Origin of the sequence: Paenibacillus sp. FSL H8-0104, from assembly GCF_038050215.1 — a bacterium.
Lineage (GTDB): Bacteria > Bacillota > Bacilli > Paenibacillales > Paenibacillaceae > Paenibacillus > Paenibacillus amylolyticus.
On record NZ_JBBOTC010000001.1, the window covers coordinates 3222496 to 3240696 of the forward strand.

General features: G+C 44.2%; 16 protein-coding genes. 11 read left to right on the forward strand and 5 right to left on the reverse strand.

Annotation, left to right across the window (positions count from 1 at the left end; genetic code table 11):
• The first annotated feature begins 4 nt into the window (after positions 1–4).
• Entirely contained in the window at positions 5–223 is a 219-nt protein-coding gene (locus NST38_RS14455; protein WP_036608149.1) for a hypothetical protein, read from the forward strand.
• Between the two features lie 83 nt (positions 224–306).
• Here the strand turns inward: NST38_RS14455 and NST38_RS14460 are convergent, their stop codons facing one another.
• Positions 307–1581, reverse strand: a complete 1275-nt coding sequence (locus NST38_RS14460) for a stalk domain-containing protein (protein ID WP_076249394.1) — start codon at positions 1579–1581, stop codon at positions 307–309.
• A gap of 266 nt (positions 1582–1847) precedes the next feature.
• Here NST38_RS14460 and NST38_RS14465 point away from each other — a divergent pair, with 266 nt between their 5' ends.
• On the forward strand, positions 1848–2270 hold the full coding sequence (locus NST38_RS14465; RefSeq protein WP_076249393.1) for a hypothetical protein: 423 nt from the start codon (positions 1848–1850) through the stop codon (positions 2268–2270).
• Positions 2271–2367: 97 nt separating this feature from the next.
• Here NST38_RS14465 and NST38_RS14470 read toward each other — a convergent pair whose 3' ends face one another.
• Together NST38_RS14470 and NST38_RS14475 are read right to left on the reverse strand one after the other, a co-directional pair.
• Entirely contained in the window at positions 2368–2793 is a 426-nt protein-coding gene (locus NST38_RS14470; RefSeq protein WP_076249392.1) for a hypothetical protein, read from the reverse strand.
• A gap of 46 nt (positions 2794–2839) precedes the next feature.
• Positions 2840–4072, reverse strand: a complete 1233-nt coding sequence (locus NST38_RS14475) for a GAF domain-containing sensor histidine kinase (RefSeq protein WP_076249391.1) — start codon at positions 4070–4072, stop codon at positions 2840–2842.
• A 163-nt stretch (positions 4073–4235) separates the two neighbouring features.
• Here NST38_RS14475 and NST38_RS14480 point away from each other — a divergent pair, with 163 nt between their 5' ends.
• The 5 genes from NST38_RS14480 (at position 4236) to NST38_RS14500 (ending at position 10424) form a co-directional block, all read left to right on the forward strand.
• Positions 4236–4544 (forward strand): hypothetical protein, encoded by a 309-nt coding sequence (locus NST38_RS14480; RefSeq protein WP_076249390.1) that lies wholly within the window; start codon positions 4236–4238, stop codon positions 4542–4544.
• A gap of 192 nt (positions 4545–4736) precedes the next feature.
• A complete protein-coding gene (locus tag NST38_RS14485) occupies positions 4737–5303 on the forward strand; it encodes an esterase/lipase family protein (RefSeq protein ID WP_083677388.1) in 567 nt (188 codons plus the stop codon).
• A gap of 192 nt (positions 5304–5495) precedes the next feature.
• Positions 5496–6494 carry a helix-turn-helix transcriptional regulator gene (locus NST38_RS14490; protein WP_076249388.1) on the forward strand — a complete coding sequence of 333 codons (999 nt, stop codon included), beginning with the start codon at positions 5496–5498 and terminating at the stop codon, positions 6492–6494.
• 129 nt (positions 6495–6623) lie between these two features.
• Positions 6624–7418, forward strand: coding sequence for an SDR family NAD(P)-dependent oxidoreductase (locus tag NST38_RS14495; RefSeq protein ID WP_076249387.1), 795 nt, complete (start codon positions 6624–6626; stop codon positions 7416–7418).
• Positions 7419–7604: 186 nt separating this feature from the next.
• Positions 7605–10424 carry a glycoside hydrolase family 2 TIM barrel-domain containing protein gene (locus NST38_RS14500; RefSeq protein ID WP_076249386.1) on the forward strand — a complete coding sequence of 940 codons (2820 nt, stop codon included), beginning with the start codon at positions 7605–7607 and terminating at the stop codon, positions 10422–10424.
• A 106-nt stretch (positions 10425–10530) separates the two neighbouring features.
• Here the strand turns inward: NST38_RS14500 and NST38_RS14505 are convergent, their stop codons facing one another.
• Together NST38_RS14505 and NST38_RS14510 are read right to left on the reverse strand one after the other, a co-directional pair.
• Positions 10531–11904 (reverse strand): sugar phosphate nucleotidyltransferase, encoded by a 1374-nt coding sequence (locus tag NST38_RS14505; RefSeq protein ID WP_076249385.1) that lies wholly within the window; start codon positions 11902–11904, stop codon positions 10531–10533.
• Positions 11905–11921: 17 nt separating this feature from the next.
• Positions 11922–12731: a DUF6492 family protein gene (locus NST38_RS14510; protein ID WP_047842887.1), complete on the reverse strand. Its 810-nt coding sequence runs from the start codon at positions 12729–12731 to the stop codon at positions 11922–11924.
• A gap of 202 nt (positions 12732–12933) precedes the next feature.
• Here NST38_RS14510 and NST38_RS14515 point away from each other — a divergent pair, with 202 nt between their 5' ends.
• From NST38_RS14515 to NST38_RS14530, 4 genes are all read left to right on the forward strand, one after another.
• Complete coding sequence (locus tag NST38_RS14515; RefSeq protein ID WP_076249384.1) at positions 12934–13698, forward strand: YheC/YheD family protein; 765 nt, start codon at positions 12934–12936, stop codon at positions 13696–13698.
• 197 nt (positions 13699–13895) lie between these two features.
• Entirely contained in the window at positions 13896–14636 is a 741-nt protein-coding gene (locus tag NST38_RS14520) for a LytR/AlgR family response regulator transcription factor (RefSeq protein ID WP_076249383.1), read from the forward strand.
• A 1-nt stretch (position 14637) separates the two neighbouring features.
• Positions 14638–15936, forward strand: a complete 1299-nt coding sequence (locus NST38_RS14525) for a GHKL domain-containing protein (RefSeq protein WP_036670839.1) — start codon at positions 14638–14640, stop codon at positions 15934–15936.
• Positions 15937–16046: 110 nt separating this feature from the next.
• A complete protein-coding gene (locus NST38_RS14530) occupies positions 16047–18098 on the forward strand; it encodes a serine hydrolase domain-containing protein (RefSeq protein WP_076249382.1) in 2052 nt (683 codons plus the stop codon).
• Positions 18099–18201: the final 103 nt, after the last annotated feature.

Here is an 18201-nt window from a genome sequence, read left to right on the forward strand (position 1 = left end):
TTGAATGAAACTAGGCTCAATCCTTGGAATATTGATGCTGGCGACTGCGATAGTGTATGGAGAGTGGAAGAGCAGCAAAGAGAAGCGAGCCAGAATAGTGAGCGCGGGATTTACTGCTGTGGCGGCAGTAATTGGGATCATTCTTCTCTTTCAGCCCCGTTTGCCTGGTCCTACCCAGTTTGTGAAGCTTATATTTGGAAGTGTGGATAAATTTATAAAATAAGATGATGGGAAAAAGAAGGACCAAGTCTCTGCGTACCAGAGGCGCGGTCCTTCTTTTATTTAAGTTGTAGCCAGTTAGAAAGTTTACTCTTTGATCACAGAAGCATTTACGGCATCTTCCATTTTTGTATTGTAGGAACGGAACAGACCCAGACGCCAGAACGCGGCTCCTTTGAGGTCATAACGTTTGGCGAGACCCAGCTTATCATCAACAGAGGACGGCGTTTCACTGCTTAGACTGATACCGAGCAGAAGTTTACTCTTTGGGACACCGGCCTGTATGGCTAATTGAATTGCCTGATCTACAAGACTATTTGGCTCAGGTACCTGAGATTTGGTGCCAACCGGATTATACTGATAGGCCATAATAATAAGATCATCTGCAATAGAGGCAAGTGTTTTGTAATCATAACCTTTATAAGCACTATTTAGCGGCGGTACTGCCAGAGATAAAGCTGTGTCCTGGGGCAAGGAACTTTTTAATTGTTTCACGTAAGCATTGAGCAGCTTCTGTTGTTCTACCGCATCCAGTTTAAAGCCCAATCCTTCAAAATCCAGAACAACTCCGCCAAAACCATGCTCTGCGACAGCAGCAGTTATGCCTTCAATCGATTTCTGCCGCAGGCTCTTGTCGCTCAGAACTTTGGTCAGTTCGCCATTTCCGTCCAAGGCATACACCATGAGCTGTGGTTGGATCTGTTGATCTGCTGCGTCATCAACGATGGACTGCGGTGTAATATCACCCGCAGCAGCAGGGAGGCGGTACTCATCCCCTTGGAGCGTGAACTGACCTTCACGATCAATGCGGCTCCAGCCAAAGGCTACGGAATTCATGGAAGTAATAAGGTCCTTTTCTTGAAAGGATTGCAATGCATAGAAGGCTCTCAGGTGCATCTCGCGTTGTGGGGAGACAAGGGAGACCGTCTTGGTTGCTTGATTCCAGCTTACTTGTACACCGAATTGGTTACTGAACGAACTTAGTGGAATAAGTACGCGGCCCTCCCGCTGAACGGGTGCAGCTGAGAGTGTAACTTTTTTTCCATTTACGGTCGCTGTGGTGCTGCTAACTTGTAATAGTATCTCGGTAGTTTGTCCTTTCACCGTGTTCGTTGCTTTTACAGTCTGTGATTTGCTGTTCCAGGTAATATCAATACCTAGGGCTTCACCGACCGTCCGAAACGGAACATAAGTGACACCTTTATCAACTCGTGGAGCTGCATCAAATTTCAGGGGCACATCATCCAATTGAACTGAGATGGCCGGGGCAGCATAGGCTCCACCGATATTGGGGGTACTTCCAAGAATAGAGAGAGCAATTACAGTAACCGCAGCGATTTTTCCTGCTCTTTTAATAAGCATCGTTTGTGTCCTCCAACTCCGTACATAATAGTAGAATCGTATTTTGAACAGAATCTAGTAATCTAACATATGTAGCATAACAAAATTTTCATATCGTTCCAATATAAGAGTCCGGAATGTAGTCATATATACCATATCGCTGTTTAATAGGTTCTTCCGACAATAGTGTAATTAAATGATAGCTTTGGTGAGTTGTTGGCTAGAAGTCCAAACACAATAGTACGCTACGAATATACTATCCTATCCCAACATTAGGAGGTAGATTGATGAGCACATTTCTGGATGCAAGAACATCACAAAATGCCAGTTTGGCCAACTCAATAGCTATTCCAATATTATTACTGAACACCCCACAGCTCTTTGGTCAAATCGGTCTGCAAACTGCCGGAGCAGGAGCGAATCCCAGAGTTCAATTTAAAGGAACGGTTTCTGTACAATTACCTTTAGCTCTTGCGGGAATAACGATTACCGTTGTAAGAGGTACCTTGTCAACGGACCCGGTTATTTACTCCGCAACGTCCACATTTGGTTTAAGTGTATTGGCACCACAAGTAATAACATTCTCTGGAAATGATTTTAATCCACCGATTTTACCACAATTAACTTACACTGCTTTTATAAGCTCCAACTTGCTGGGAACAGTCCGTGTTGGTCCCGAGAATTTTGATGGATTTGTGGTCTCTGATTAATAGCTCGCTCTAAAAATAGTTATGTTAATCGTAAAAACAACCCCATACCTCTAATCTACGGGAAACCGATTAGAGGTATGGGGTTGTACGTGTTTGTTCAATCTGAAACGACAAATCCGTCGAAACTCTCGGGTCCCACCCGAGTAGTCCCGAGCAGGTTTGTGCTGATAAATGCGGTATAGGTTAATTGGGGCATGAGCGGTGGGTTATAGTCAGTGGCAGAGAAGACAATCACTTCAGGGTTAAGCAGACCATTCAGACCATATGTGTGGTTTCCCGAGTATACAATTGGATCGGTTGCGATTGTTCCTCTTACCACAGTAATCCTTACTATAAAAAGTGCACGCGGCAATTGCACCGTGATGGTTCCTTTTAATGAAACTCTTAGATTGGTTCCGGCTCCAGCGGTGATGAGACCAATCTGGCCGAATAATTGTGGCGTAAAAATCACTGGAATCGGTATGGAAATGGAATTAAACAACGCAGCATTTTGCGATGATCTTGCATCGAGAAATTGAGTCAACGTATATACCTCCTATCTGTTTCAGATAGAATAATATATTCATCATTCAGATATTTGTATGGACGTTGGGTGCAGCGCTGGAGATATTAAAGACAAACCGACTGCCCATAGGACTGGACTCTTTAAGCCATACAACGCCACCCATTAATTCAGCGAGTTGTTTACAGATGGACAAGCCCAGCCCCGCTCCGCCATACTTTCCTGAATTACCATGAATCTGGGAATAGGATTTGAACAACAGATCCTGACGGTCCTGCGGGATGCCGATGCCCGTATCCTTTATTTCGTAGGATGCATGGAGAGTACCTTTGGTATCAGCAGATACCTCAGTAGAGATGCATACTTCACCTGTCTCCGTAAATTTTAGCGCATTCCCAACGAGATTGATTAAAATCTGACGAACTTTGTGCTGATCGCCCATAAGCATCAGATGATCATTAATATTATATTCTGCGTACAACCTAATTCCTTTTTTCTGTGCTTCAGAAGAGAATAATTGTAATACATGTTCAACTGTGTCAGAGACACTATAGGGCTTGATCTCCAGAGAGATCGCACCAGCTTCTGCTTTGGAGTAGTCCAGAATTTGATCCATCATCGACAGAAGGCTGGCGCCACTTGACTCAATGACATTAACATATAACGATTGATCCTCACTTAGCCTGGTCGATTGCAACAGATTGGCCATTGCAAGAACACCATTCATTGGCGTCCGGATTTCATGGCTGAGAACGGCCAGCAAATTTTTCTTTTCTTCAAGCACTTTTGCAGCGGTCTCTTCCGCCTGTTTTAATTGTTGCAGAGTTGTTTCCATCTCAAGAAGACTCGTGAAAAAGGAAGACAAGGAGAGAAGCAGATCCACGTCCTTTTGTTGATAGGAATAGAAATCCTGATCAAATGAGCAAAGGGAGCCGTAAATTTCTCCGTTCTCATTATGTATAGGCACACCGACAAATGAACACCCACCTACGAATTCGGTTGCGTCCATATGTCTGGTTAATGGATGTGTTAGATTATTATTGATTACTAACGGGCCTTGGGAATGTTCAGTCACAAGTGCACAGTATGACTCGGCGTTATCAACGACCAGCCCCTCACCCAGAATGAGTTTGTCACGATTATATACGTTCAGAACCTTGGTGGATAGATGATCCAACTGGGCAATACAAAACGTGTTTGCAGGAATTAACCTGCTTGCCGTGTCCATGACATTAGCAGCCGAATCATATAATTTATGTGAGACAAGGGATAGTACATCAATGAATTCTGTTTTTAACATATTGATTTGACTCCTCCTGATTGTAGAAATTCGTTGTGCACTGTATTCAGTATATATGAATTTGAAGAATCGATCATGTATGGTTTTGACAGTGGAAGACGGAAATGAGAAAATATAATGCTGTGTAACATGTATATATTAATAAAGTTTTGGAGGCAAATCAATGAATCAGCGTTTTCGAATTACCCGATCCATGCAGGAAAGCAATGCGGAACAATCCATCTCGCTGGAAGAGTGCAAACTCTACTTCGAATCCCAACCCGATTTTACCTATTCACCGGTTCTTAACATTGTAGGAGCTGAGAGCACCATGACCATCGACGGGGACTTTTTTATGTGGGACCTTGAGGGTGCACAGATTGCTTTTCGTTTGTACATGGGGGATCTGTATGTAGCTATTTCTAACGAAGCTATTGTTCCCAAAATGATTGAGATTGCAACGGATCTACGTGCAGATATCGTTGAAGGATAAGAAGTAGAGAACTAGAGTTTGATAAAAATGTAATGATGTTAGTTGTAGTATGTTTTAGAGATCCCTGTAAAAATGAGACTAAAGATTCATTTATATTCCATATGTTAGATTGTAATATATGGAATATAAAACATTTTACAGGAGGGTAATGAAGTGAAAAAGACCAAATTAATACTTGTTGTATTCCTGAGCATGATCCTTGCCTTATCAATAACTGGAATAGGATCGAGTTCAAAGGCTTCTGCAGCTACGGCACGTACACCCATTGTATTGGTACATGGATTGACCGGTTCAGATAGCAATTTTACAGCAATTGAGAGTTATTTGCGTAGTCAAGGGTGGACAAGAGACGAATTATTCGCGATTGACCTTCCTAGCAAACAAGGAAACCAGCTGTTGAACTCCGCAGCAATTAGTCGATTCGTAGATGATGTTCTGCGCCAAACGGGTCATACAAAAGTCAATATTATAGCTCATAGCATGGGTGGAGCTAATAGTCTCTATTACATACTTAACCGTGGAGGCGCTTCCAAAGTGGATAAGTTGATTACCCTTGGCGGGGCTAATCGATTGACCACAACGACAGCTCCGAGTGGAATAAAGGTGACTTCGATCTATTCCACCAGTGACACGATTGTGTCCCCGGTACTTTCCCGTTTGAACGGGGCGAACAACGTTTCGGTTTCCCTCGTATCCCATATCGGTCTGCTGTTTAACTCGCGGGTGAATGCCCTGATCAAAACTGCGTTGAATGAGTAGCTGAACATACAAAATGTGCATTTTTTCATTGATATACAATGATTGACTTGAACACGACTGGCCATTTATGGGCAGTCGTGTTTTCGTATTACCCGGAAATGGCTCGCTGAGGTAAGTTTCAAAAATAGGTACATCCGTTCTATAATTAGAAATCAGAATTAAAAATGGAACAAGTTAAAGGAGTCTATATACATGCAACTTCTACCGAATGATCGAATTAAAGTTCATCCAGGTTTCTGGGCTGGTTTACATCAATTAGGGATTGGTGCTCACGACGTAGCTCGCACTGCACAATTGCCTCTTGAAGTAATCACTCAACCTGTAGTGACCCAATCTCAATACTTCGCAATCTGGCAGGCCTACTCTGATCTCAATGGGGACACCGCCGAGGGCATCATCAAACTTGCAACCGGATATGAAATATCGAAGTATCCTCCGCCTGTACTGGCGATGTACCATGCTCGTGATTATCGTGATGCGTTGAATCGCATGGTGCGTTACAAGCAAATGTGTCCTCCCGAGAGTTTGCAGATTACCGAAGCAGGGGAGGAATGTATCATTGAACTCGAATGGTTACATAAGGAGCAACAAGGTCCGCCATTACTTGTTGGTATTACGCTGGCATTTCTGATCGAACTTGGACGGAGGGGCACAGGACAACCTTTGACTGCCAAAAGGGTTGAGTTCTCCCAACCGATGGGTGACGTAGCCACCCTTGAGGCTTACTTCGGCTGCCGAGTTGATACGAATTCTAAGCATAATCGGCTGACGCTAGAACGGAAAGATCTGAGTCTTCCATTTCTATCGTATAACGAGGAGTTACTGGAGATTCTGACCCCGGCACTGGATCGGTCGCTGGACGAACAAGAGAGCAATCGTTCCATTACTGAAGTGGTCAAATGGATTATGAAACGCAGCCTCACAGGAAAGCGCCCTGACATCCAGACGGTCGCCAAAGAGCTTCGCATGAGTGATCGTACCTTGCAGCGGCGACTGACGGAGGAGAACACAAACTTCAAGCAATTATTAACCGAGGCCAGACGTGAGCAGGCCCGAGCGTACCTTGCAGATCCTTCACTTGATATCAAAGAAGTGGCATTTCTGGTTGGGTATGAAGATCAGAATTCGTTCTATCGTGCTTTCAAGACCTGGGAAGGGGATACACCTTCAAATTGGCGTGTAAGGCAATAACTCTGGCGCAAAATGCTAGTTACTAGGTCCTTCAGACTGCGTAATATTATACCTATCCGGTGCATGAAGCTATTGGCAATGTCCAGAAGAAGCAGCCGGATAGTTGTAATCATGAAGGAGAAATGCAGGATGGATATGGGACTAAAAGAGAAAACAGCCTTAGTTACAGGATCAACAAAAGGGATCGGCAAAGCGATTGCTATAGAACTCGCTCGAGAAGGTGTTCATGTTCTGATTAATGGACGTAATGATGAAGAGGTGGAACAAACCGTTCGTGAAATCAAGTCCACTTTTCCGGAGACCTCTCCGCAAAAGGCTACCGCTGATCTTGTGGATCTGGCGCAACGCCAAGCTTTATTCGAGAAATTTCCTGAAGTTGATATATTAATCAATAACATGGGGATATATGAAATCATGAGTTATGAAGACATAAATGATGAAGTGTGGGAGAAATATTTCCGTACTAATGTACTTGCTGCCAATGGCTTGTCCCAATTTTATTTACCTAAAATGGTGAAAAACAATGACGGGCGTATTATTTTCATCGCAAGTGAAGAAGCCCTTATGCCTTCAGGCCAGATGCCTCAGTATTGCATGACCAAGTCAATGCTGCTGTCATTATCCAAAAGTTTGTCCAAACTGACAGCAGGGAGCGAGGTTACGATCAATACGATCCTGCCAGGTCCAACACTGTCCGAAAACGTACAAGAAATCATTGAGGGCATATACCCTGATGAGGCACTTACTTTTGAGGAAAAAGAGAAAGACTTTATGAAGAGTAATCTGCCACAGTCCGAATTACAGCGATTCATCAAGCCAAGTGAAATAGGCAGACTCGCTGCATTTGTATGCAGCCCATGTGCTTCCGCCTTCAGAGGCTCTCCCATCCGGATGGACGGGGGCATGGTTCCCACCATATTTTAAAATTGTTCAGGATACAGGATATGGTTCCATAAGATGTCGCCAGCATTGGCGGCTTTTTTATTTGTAAATGATCTATGCGAGGGCGTCAATCGAGTTTATAATACAGGTATGTTTTTCGAAAACGATTTCTGTTCATTGGAAGCGATTACTTTTATCGATTATATGAATCTAAAAGGGGACACTATCATGATAGAAGCAATAAATCTGGAAGGCATATGGAAACTCCAACTTGATGAACATAAGGTGGAACGTGGTCTGAATTTCTCAGACGTTATTACATTGCCAAATACTACATCTCATGCGGCCAAGGGCAAGAAAAACGAGAATGTGTTAATCGGTGCGCTGACGGATGAGTACTTATTTGAGGGTTATGCCTGGTTTTCAAGAGAGATTGAAGTTCCCGAACACTTGGCTGGCAAACGTTGCTTCTTACATCTGGAACGAACAAGAGTTACCACAGTCTGGATTGATGGGGTGGAATGGGGAACACAAAACAGTCTGAACACACCTCACCGTTACGAGATTGAGGCAGGGCTAACCGCTGGGACTCATACAATTACCATTCGAGTGGACAATACCAATTATCCAACCAAAGGGGGTCACCTTACATCCGAAGACACGCAGACGAATTGGAACGGCATCACCGGGAAATTGGAACTTCAATTTTTCGAGCGTGTTTTCCTGGATAATGTTCAGGTCTATCCCGATCTTGCGACTCGATCTTTCGAGATCAAGGCAGCACTTGTTGGTGACCTGCAAGAAGCACGAATCGTGGTTTCGGCTGTTGCAGTCAGTGCAGATCCGGTGTATACGACCGAGGAACAGATTTTCGCCCCGGATTCGCAGGAAATCCAGCTGACGTACAAGATTGGTGAAGATGCGATGTTATGGAGTGATGATGAGCCTAACCTGTACCAACTTCATATTCATCTGCAAGATCAGGACGGCGAAGTGCTGGATTCCACCGAAGTATGGACGGGACTACGGGAATTCCGGGCTGCTGGAGACAAATTCACCATTAATGGTCGCAAAACGTTTCTTCGAGGCAAACATGACGGGCTGATCTTTCCGCTCACGGGATACGCGCCAACAGATGTGGATGAATGGGTTCGTATTCTCGCTATCTCCAAGTCCTACGGTATCAATCACTACCGTTTCCATACCTGTTGTCCTCCGGAGGCTGCTTTTATTGCAGCGGATCTGCTCGGCATCTACATGGAGCCTGAGCTTCCGTTCTGGGGAACGATTACGGATGAATCTTCGGATGGGCATAATCAAGCCGAGCAGGATTACTTGATTAGCGAAGGATTTGCGATGCTGCGTGCTTTTGGTAATCATCCTTCGTTTGTCATGATGTCGATGGGGAATGAACTATGGGGAAGCAAGGACAGATTGAATTCGATCCTGAAGGCATACAAAGCATATGATCATCGTCATCTATACACCGAAGGTTCGAATAACTTTCAGTTTGTGCCGGACATTCTGGAGGAAAGTGAATTCTTCTGCGGGGTTCGTTTCTCCAAAGAGCGCCTGTTCAGAGGTTCATATGCGATGTGTGATGCTCCGCTCGGTCACGTGCAGACCGACCTGCCAAATACATTGAAAGATTACGATTCAAATATTGTACCTGAGCAAGGCAGCGATGCTGACCCTTCTGGTCAGACTGGGGACAAAGAGATTCAGATTCAGTATGGGACTGGTTCCAAAACAGTGCAGGCCGAAGCTGGAAGTGACCAACTTGTCTCACACGTACCAATCATCTCGCATGAAATTGGACAGTACGCCACGTTTCCTAATTTCGAGGAGATCAACAAGTATACGGGTTCACTCAAAGCCAAGAATTTCGAAGTGTTTCGAGAGCGTCTGAATGCCAAAGGGCTGGGACATCTGGCGGAAGCATACTTCAGAGCCTCTGGTAAACTCGCGGTCGCATGTTACAAGGAAGAACTGGAAGCTGCTTTTCGTTCGAAGCAACTAGCCGGGTTCCAGCTGCTGGATCTTCAGGATTTCAGTGGTCAGGGAACGGCGCTGGTGGGTGTACTGGACGCATTCATGGATTCCAAAGGCATGATTACACCTGAGGAGTGGAGAACGTTTTGTTCCGACGCTGTGTTGTTGGCGAGATTCCCCAAATATAATTATCAAGCGGGTGAATTGTTCGAAGCACGCATTGAACTAAGTTACTTCCGCAGACAGGCATTGGACGGACGTCATCTGAAGTGGGAAATTCAAAGCGAGCAGATCGAAGGAAGCGTCCTATTGGAAGGGAGAGCAGACCTGCCAGCGACCCATGGAGAACATTATGTGAATGTCGCGGATCTCAGCATTCGCATTCCTGAAGTCTCCAATATGACCAAAGTGGAGCTTAGACTGTCCATTCCGGGTACGGATATCCGTAAGTCTTACGACCTGTGGATCTACCCGAGTCAGGAGGCAGTGGACCTGAGCGGTTTGAATCTATTTACCGAACTCTCGGAACAGGCGTTGGCGCTGCTTGAGCAGGGCGAGGATATTTTACTTTTCCCGAATCCTAATCAGCTTCAACACGCGATCCAAGGTTTCTATAGCACCGATTTCTGGTCTTACCCTATGTTCCGATCCATCTCGGAGAATATGAAAAGAGAAGTTCCTGTGGGCACAATGGGCTTGTTAATTCAACAGGATCATCCGGCCTTCGAACATTTTGTCACAGAGGAGCACTCAACTTATCCGTGGTGGAGCATCGTGTCCGAGTCGTCATCGATCATCTTGGATGAGTTGGATAAAGACTTGAATCCGATCGTGCAGACCATTGATAATTTTGAGCGAAACCACAAGCTCGGCCTGTTGATGGAGTGTCGGGTCCGGAAGGGGAGAGTGCTGATGGGAGCGCTGAATCTGGAGCGTCTGATGACTACATTGGAGGGCAGACAGTTGTTATACAGCTTCCAGCGTTATGTACAAAGTTCCGCTTACCAGCCAGTTGCACGTCTGGAAGTAGAGGAACTTCGCAAGTTGTTTAACTAAGATGTAGGGAGAAGAAGTGTCAGGTTTCCCTTAATTATGCTAATGAGCCCCTTCCGCGAATGGAAGGGGCTATAAGACATGCAGATTGAAACGGTTCATTCTCCCATTAAGCCTTAGATGAACCTGCACTTTTTAGGATTACATTCCAATCTTCTTCTTCAAAAAGTATGTTGTCTTTATCCTCTGTTACTCCGATCCGGACCTCAAGGATCACCATCCTGGTTTCAGCCAGAATAGAAAAGAGACTCTCCTTGGTAATCACGAACTGATTGCCCATACTCATTTGCATGACCTTTCCGTTTACAAGCACTTGCCCACTGCCTGCAAGCACGGTCCATGCTCTACACCCAGTTCTATGCCAGTTCAACCCGATATGTTTGCCCGGTAGAACCGTTATGTTTAATGTGGTCACAGTTGTATTCTCATCGTCTAACGAACTCTCAATGACACGATAACTGCCCCAGGTTGCTTCACCATACATCGGTTTTAATGGCAAGTTACCCAATTGCGCTTTAATTTCATTTGAATTATTTTTGTTGGCAATGAGAATGCCATCCGGACTTGCGGCAGCGATAATACCTGGCACGCCAATGACTTGGATGGGGTAGGGAAGCTCGTTAATAATATAGGAATCGGAGGAAGAACCCGAGATTCCACCGTGTCCGATTACATGGGTATCCAACTGTGCGCACAGCGTATCCCAGCTTCCGATATCCTGCCATACTCCCTTATAAGGCAGGACTACGGCCCGCTGTGCCTTTTCTGCAACATGCTTGTCAAAACTCCGTTCAGGCAACGCTTCATACAGGGACGACAATTGATCATAATGAACCGGAAGCCCCATTTTTTTAATATGGGATATCATAAACGCGACGGTGAATGCGTACACACCGCAGTTCCATAGAGCCCCACGTTGTAGCAGCGTTTCAGCAATGGAGGCTTCAGGTTTTTCTATAAATTGTGTTATGGGCGCATAAGCATTACGTTCTTCCCCACCCGGCAGGATGTATCCATACTGTTCTGAAGCATGTGTAGGCCTTGTCCCAATTAAAGCGATTTCGGCTTGAGAATGTTTCAATATGTCCGGCAGTAATTGGAAGTTGCTGAAAAAATCTTCACCTGCGAACACATCAGCTGGCGCGATACAGATCACATCGTCATCTTTGGCCATTCGGAAGGATTGCAGATATAACGTCGCTAAGGCCGCCGCAGTAAAAGTGCCTCGTTTATAAGGTTCCCCAATGACTGGTATTTTGCCTTGAGTATGTCGTGCCGTAATATTAGCCTGATCCTGATGTGAAATAATGAGTGTTGAATCCGTTAGGGATGAACTGTCAAGCTGGCGGCATACTCTGCTGATCATGGATTCCCTACCTCCAGCGGGTGATGGAAGTATATCTATGAACAGCTTGGAGCGAAGCTCATTGGATAACGGCCAGAGCCTTTTGCCAGAGCCGCCGCACAGCAGTACGATATGCATGGGCTTCCTCCTTAAGCTCAGGGAGCTTTACTATAGATTTTCCGTTTATGAAAGGAAAGAGAACGATATTTAAGAGCCAGATTGCGGATTTGTTGCTCTTTTAACGAAGAAGCGTTCACATTCAGACTTTTATTCTTGGAACTTCTAAGGACCATGCTGCCTGGGTTTTTCGTATACATAAAATTGGCATACGTTTCATACTCGGAGAAACCAAACTGTTTCTTCTTATTGATATTAGATATGATCGCTTTGTACCATGGCAGCTTATGAACCGCTTCAATTTTCTGTTTTAAGGCAGCGAGTTTCGATTTGTCGAACAGCATATAATGGGTGACAAAAGAGCGGGGACGCGGAGCTTTCATGCCTAACAACTTGCGGTAGGTATTGAAATATTCCGGCTGGCTCCAGTCACGGCAGTAAAAGACTGTTTTGCCTTCTACAAGAAATGAATGAGGTTTAATCAGTACGGTATCTGCATCCATGACTAGAAAGTACTTTGCCTTCACAATGGAATCTCCGTTCATTTTGAGCAGCTGCTGATATAACCAGCCTGACCGATTCCATCGGGAGGACTGGTAGTGTATGTCGTTTTTGGTTATAGGCAGGACGGATCGCTCATTAACAAAAATGCAGTTTTTAAGGGAACAGAGTTTTCTGATTTTGGTGCTAACCGGAGAAACAATATATATGCTTCCAATGGGATGTTTTACATAACGGCGAATGTTATCGATGACGAGGGGAAGGGTAGCCAAATCTTTCTCGATCGCTGGTATAAGAACATCAATCTTAGGCGCATTATTCAACCGGATTCCAGGCTGGACGGACATCTTCTCAACTCCTTGCACAAATCGTGATGACTCATTATATGGTATGTGTGCAAAAGTGTTTTGGTCAGGGCATGTGCAAATATACATTTTTACGAATAGGGGCTTTTGTTGAGGGTTCCTTTATCGGTATTACATATAATGCTTGCAGGATCTTGATCAAACAGCAGGCTTTGATGCGGTTGCTGAAGGGAGAGTTTACGACATGGGAGTTGATAAGTTGCAGCCGTTAAGAAGCAAGTGGTTAAAAACAAAATTGATCATTAATAATGAATTAATTAAACCGTTTATCCCCGACACACAGAAATATAACAAAACGAATCTGAAATCCATGATCAGCAAATATGGAATGGTCTATGTCAAACCCGAGAGAGGTACTTTCGGGATGGGTGTTATTAAGGCGGAGATGGAAAGTCAGCAACATTTTGTCTATCAGATCGAGCAAAAACGTCTGACGTTTGACAGCTTTGAATCGTTTTATAACAGTCTGACTCGTCTGGTGAATAAAAGAAGTTATCTGATTCAGAGAGGAATCCATCTGCTTAAGCACAATAACAGACGTTTTGACATCCGTGTCATGATACAGCTAAGCCCGACCAAACATTGGGAAGCCACCGGAATCATCGGGCGACTGGGTCATCCAAAGAAAATCGTAACCAATTATCATAGTGGTGGTACACCGATGGATATTCACAAGCTGCTAAAATCACATGCATCCACCAAACGCAGGAATGAACTGATTCAAGAGATGAATGAGCTTAGCCTGCGCATAGCTCGTCATATGAAAAAAAAGTACCCGCATCTTAAGCAAATTGGTGTGGATATCGGCCTTGACCACAGTCTGAAACCCTGGATTATTGAAGTGAATGTCAAACCTGACCCATATATATTCAATCAATTAAAGGACAAGACGATGTATCGCAAGGTAATACGGTATTACCGCCATGCTTTCCCCAAAAAAACAAAATAACAGACTGGACTTTTCATAGGAATGCTGGAGAAGGTTACAAGCTCAAGAGTCGCCAATGTGGCGACTTTTTTTGTTGATCTGCGTTTTAGGGTCGGAATAATGCATTTCATCCCCATTCGACTCCGAAACCTATGCTAAAATAGTATATTCGAGAGTGAAATTCAGAGTCGATGTCGATGAAAGGCGGATGTTCCCCCATGTTCAATATTGCAATCTGTGATGATGAGGAGCAGCAACGAGAACGTGTGAAATCCATGCTGGTCTCCTTATCTCTAAAAACCAATTTTGATTTTCAAATTAGCCTATTCACATCTGGTGAACAATTGCTCTCACACTACAGAGAGGTTGGGGATACATTCAATATTCTCATCTTGGATGTGGAGATGGGCGGAATGAACGGGATTCAGACCGCTAAAGAGATCAGGAACATGAAGTTTCTGGATGTACAGATTATGTTTCTGACCAGTTACCCGGAATATATGGTGGAGAGCTTTGATGTCATCACCTTTCAATATCTGATCAAGCCAATCCAGCCGCAAGTTTTCGAGGAAAAGATGATTAAGCTGTGTCAATATTTTCAGGCATTGGACAAAAAGTATGTATTAATCAAATCAGACTATGATGAACTGCTGCTGAAATATGATGATATTCTCTGGATTGAGGTCGTCAAAAGTTTAACGATCAAGAACAAGTTGAATTTTGTGACACAGGAAAATGTACATGAGACCAAAGGCATTTTATCCAGCTACGCTACAGGTTTGAAAGACCATGGTTTCTTACAGATTCATCGCTCGATTATCATCAACCTGATGCATGTTCAGAAGTTTTCCGGTACCCAGGTCGTTATGTTTAATGGAACGGAACTGCCCATAGGTCGATCCAAGGTCAAAGAAATCAAGGATGCTTACACCAAATATATGATCATGAGGATTCAATGATATGGGTACCTATATGATCTTTTCCATCATCTTTGTGACCTTACTTATGGCATTTCAGGCGAATTTTTATTTTGATTCTGTGTTGGGCAAGTCCAGACGAAAGCCGCGCAGAGCGATCTATTTCATGGTATTTCTCATGTTGGGTTATTTTTATTTGGTCTCTTCCTTCTCTGATATCATTTCTACTGCTGTTGCTCTGCTGTTAATCTTCAGTCTGGCACAGTCCTATGAAGTGGAGTTTAAAATCAAGCTTGTTTTTACCATCCTGTATGCGGTTCTGATTACTATGGCAAATACAATAGCCGTATATATTCTCGGAGTTTTGGAATCCACAGAATTCATTTCATGGGAACAGTTCAACGGAGAAAACCACTGGATTCTCTCCAAGGTGATGCTGGTTGGTTGCAGTATCATGTTCATTGTTATTCAAATTGTGCGTTTAGTGGCTAAACGCAGAAGTTTTGCCGTGCATTATCGTTATTATTTGCTGTTTCTTATCGTACCCATTATTACGATCTATCAGATCAATGTAGCCTCCATATATAGTGAAAAAAACATATTCTACGTCTTTTCTGTACTAGGCTCGCTATTTCTCAACGTGTTCATTGTATATGTATTCGATAACATGGTGGAAAAGGTACAGCTTGCGCATGAAAATACCCAGTTACAGCGTCAGATGGACTACCAGGATGCCAACTATGAGAAGACCGTTCACAGTTTCAAAAACATTAAATCCATCATCCATGATATCAATCAGCAGTTTCTGTATATTGATGAATGTATCCAACGTAACGAACTGGCAGCGGCAGGTGACCATATCAAGTCTACATTAAATACCATTGAAGGTGCGTACCAGCGGGTGAACTCTGGCAATCTGGTCATTGATGCACTCGTTACAAATACCTTGGCTATGGGGCAGGCAAACGGGATCAAAATCGACACCAAAATCCAGCTCCACTCGCAGCATATCCAGATCGATCGGTACGATCTGTGTGTGGTGCTGGGTAACATGCTCGATAACGCAATTGAGGCCTCCAAGAAGGTTAGACAGGCTGAGGATCGATATATCCTGATTGCCATTCACTCCACATCATCTACACTGGTCATCCAGATTATGAATCATGTGGAGCAACCGATCGTTGACTTGAAAAGTGACAAGCCCAATCCGGAGTACCATGGGATCGGTCTAACCAATATATCGCGAATGTGCGAGAAATATGGTGGACATATGAGTATTGAGCATCAGCATCGGAAATTTAACAACATGGTCGTGCTTCCGTTTCACACCGACAACCCCTGAACCTGCCGTTCAGGGGTTGTTTTTTTCCATTCAGGGTCCGTTTGCGTTTGATCAGTCTCTTCCCGGATATGATGAATTCATTCATAAGAACATTTGAGGGAGGACATATGATGAAGAAACTAATTAGTCTTTTATGTACAGCGGTGCTTGCAATTACACCGCTGGCAGATGTCAGAGCAGAGGCGAATAACAGCGGTACGATTGAGGCACGGGCGGAGCAGATCGCCAAGGAGATGGTGCAAAACTACGGTGTCACCAGTGTGCAATATGCGATCATGGATGAAGGGGAATATATTTTATCAGATAGTGTCGGATTGCACGATAAGGCATCACAGAAGCCAATAGACAAGGCTAGCATGTATGGCATAGGCTCGGTTAGCAAAATGGTTGTTACGGCAGCCGCCATGAAGCTGGTCGATTCCGGTAAAATAGATCTGGATGAGCCGCTTACTTCGTATATCAAAGACTTTAAAATGGCAGATGCGCGCTATACTCAAATCACACCGCGCATGTTGATGAATCATTCATCCGGTCTTTACGGTACACATTATGGAAACAGCATGTTGTTTGAAGATAATGACACCCGCAATCATGATGAGTTATTGCTCAAACTTCAGTCCGAAAAACTGAAATCCAAACCTGGTGCATACTCCGTCTACGCCAATGACGGTTTTCAATTGCTTGAAATCCTGGTTGAACGGGTGAGTGGATTAAGCTACAGCGAATATATCGCCAAGTTCATCAGCGAGCCGTTGAAGTTGGAATCAACGAAGACACCACTAGATTCCTTTGACAGAGCGCAATTATCCGAAACCTATTGGCCTACACTTGAGATGAAGATGCCTACCGAAAATGCAAACATTATCGGCACAGGCGGAGTGTACTCTACCGCAGAAGAATTGAGTCAATTCGGAGAGGTTTTAATGGGGAACAGACCGGATATTCTGTCCGAATCTGCTGTGAAGGCCATGCAATCTCATGAATATCGTAAGGGCATATGGGTATCTGATGAGCAAAATACGATCAATTATGGCTTGGGATGGGATTCGGTTGACCTTGCACCTTTCAGCGATTATGGGGTTACCGCGCTTGCCAAAGGTGGGGATACCATGTTGTACCATGCCGTGTTAATCACTATACCTGAACATGATATTTCAATGGCGGTTCTATCATCTGGCGGATCTTCCATCTACAATCAGATGTTTGCCAGCAAAGTGCTGCTGGAAGTTCTGGCGGATCAAGGCATCATTGACAAGGTTAAACCCGATCAGACCTTCTCGTCACCCGACAAAGTGAAGATGCCAACAGAATTAAGCGCGTACTCCGGTCTCTATGGTACGGTAGGAGAGACATTGGATATAACGATTAAGGATGGTGAAATGCAACTGCCTGCTTTGCTGGGTGGAATTATTCCAGAGCAGAAATATGTGTACACAGGCGACGAACATTTTACAAGTGTCGATGGCAGTGTGAAAGCTAGTTTTGTGAAGGAACGTAATGACAAGGTGTATGTTAAAGTTCAAGGCATGATTACGTTACCCGGTATAGGTCAAACGGTAATGAACACGTATGATTATCAAAAACTGGATCATAATGCGCTTGACGCAGCAACGAAAGAGAAATGGACAGCTCGTGACAGCTCGAAATATTACGCGTTGGATGAAAAAATAACGTCGATCTTTTATCTGCTTCCATCGATGCTGATCAAGAACTTGTCTGTTGATGCCAAAAATGGTTACGCCAATGGCACGCAAATCATGGATGCCAATCATGCAGAGAATATCGCCGAGATTCCTGTAATGAACGGAAGAGACGCGTTTGATCTGCAATTTTACACAAAGAATAGCGCCGAGATTTTGCTCCAGGATGGGCAGGAATACATTGCCGAGGATGCGATTACTCCCATCTTTGGTGGAAAAAAAGGAATTACGACTATTCCGGCAAACGGTCAAGCCCGGTGGTATGCGATCGACGACCGATCGGGTAACAAATCCATCACGGTGAATTCTCCGAAGACCGGAGGTTATGCAGTGTATAATGATAAAGGGGAAATGGTTGACTTCTCTGTAGCAACCAATCAGGAATCGACGAAACTCCCGAAAAGTGGTTTTATCGTTTTTGGTGGGGACTCCGGTGATGTATTCCAGATCCAACTAAAGTAAAGCAGAAACTTCATTAATGAGTCAGGTTCGCAACTTATCACCGAAAAAATACAGTTATCAAGAAGTCGCCTAGTGGCGGCTTTTTTGATATTTTATTTGAATA

Bases quoted from the DNA above. Each gene is read 5' to 3' on its own strand.
- NST38_RS14455 (WP_036608149.1), top strand. From the start codon at position 5: ATGAAACTAGGCTCAATCCTTGGAATATTGATGCTGGCGACTGCGATA.
- NST38_RS14460 (WP_076249394.1), bottom strand. From the start codon at position 1,581: ATGCTTATTAAAAGAGCAGGAAAAATCGCTGCGGTTACTGTAATTGCT.
- NST38_RS14465 (WP_076249393.1), top strand. From the start codon at position 1,848: ATGAGCACATTTCTGGATGCAAGAACATCACAAAATGCCAGTTTGGCC.
- NST38_RS14475 (WP_076249391.1), bottom strand. From the start codon at position 4,072: ATGTTAAAAACAGAATTCATTGATGTACTATCCCTTGTCTCACATAAA.
- NST38_RS14480 (WP_076249390.1), top strand. From the start codon at position 4,236: ATGAATCAGCGTTTTCGAATTACCCGATCCATGCAGGAAAGCAATGCG.
- NST38_RS14485 (WP_083677388.1), top strand. From the start codon at position 4,737: ATGATCCTTGCCTTATCAATAACTGGAATAGGATCGAGTTCAAAGGCT.
- NST38_RS14490 (WP_076249388.1), top strand. From the start codon at position 5,496: ATGCAACTTCTACCGAATGATCGAATTAAAGTTCATCCAGGTTTCTGG.
- NST38_RS14495 (WP_076249387.1), top strand. From the start codon at position 6,624: ATGGATATGGGACTAAAAGAGAAAACAGCCTTAGTTACAGGATCAACA.
- NST38_RS14500 (WP_076249386.1), top strand. From the start codon at position 7,605: ATGATAGAAGCAATAAATCTGGAAGGCATATGGAAACTCCAACTTGAT.
- NST38_RS14505 (WP_076249385.1), bottom strand. From the start codon at position 11,904: ATGCATATCGTACTGCTGTGCGGCGGCTCTGGCAAAAGGCTCTGGCCG.
- NST38_RS14510 (WP_047842887.1), bottom strand. From the start codon at position 12,731: ATGTCCGTCCAGCCTGGAATCCGGTTGAATAATGCGCCTAAGATTGAT.
- NST38_RS14515 (WP_076249384.1), top strand. From the start codon at position 12,934: ATGGGAGTTGATAAGTTGCAGCCGTTAAGAAGCAAGTGGTTAAAAACA.
- NST38_RS14520 (WP_076249383.1), top strand. From the start codon at position 13,896: ATGTTCAATATTGCAATCTGTGATGATGAGGAGCAGCAACGAGAACGT.
- NST38_RS14525 (WP_036670839.1), top strand. From the start codon at position 14,638: ATGGGTACCTATATGATCTTTTCCATCATCTTTGTGACCTTACTTATG.
- NST38_RS14530 (WP_076249382.1), top strand. From the start codon at position 16,047: ATGAAGAAACTAATTAGTCTTTTATGTACAGCGGTGCTTGCAATTACA.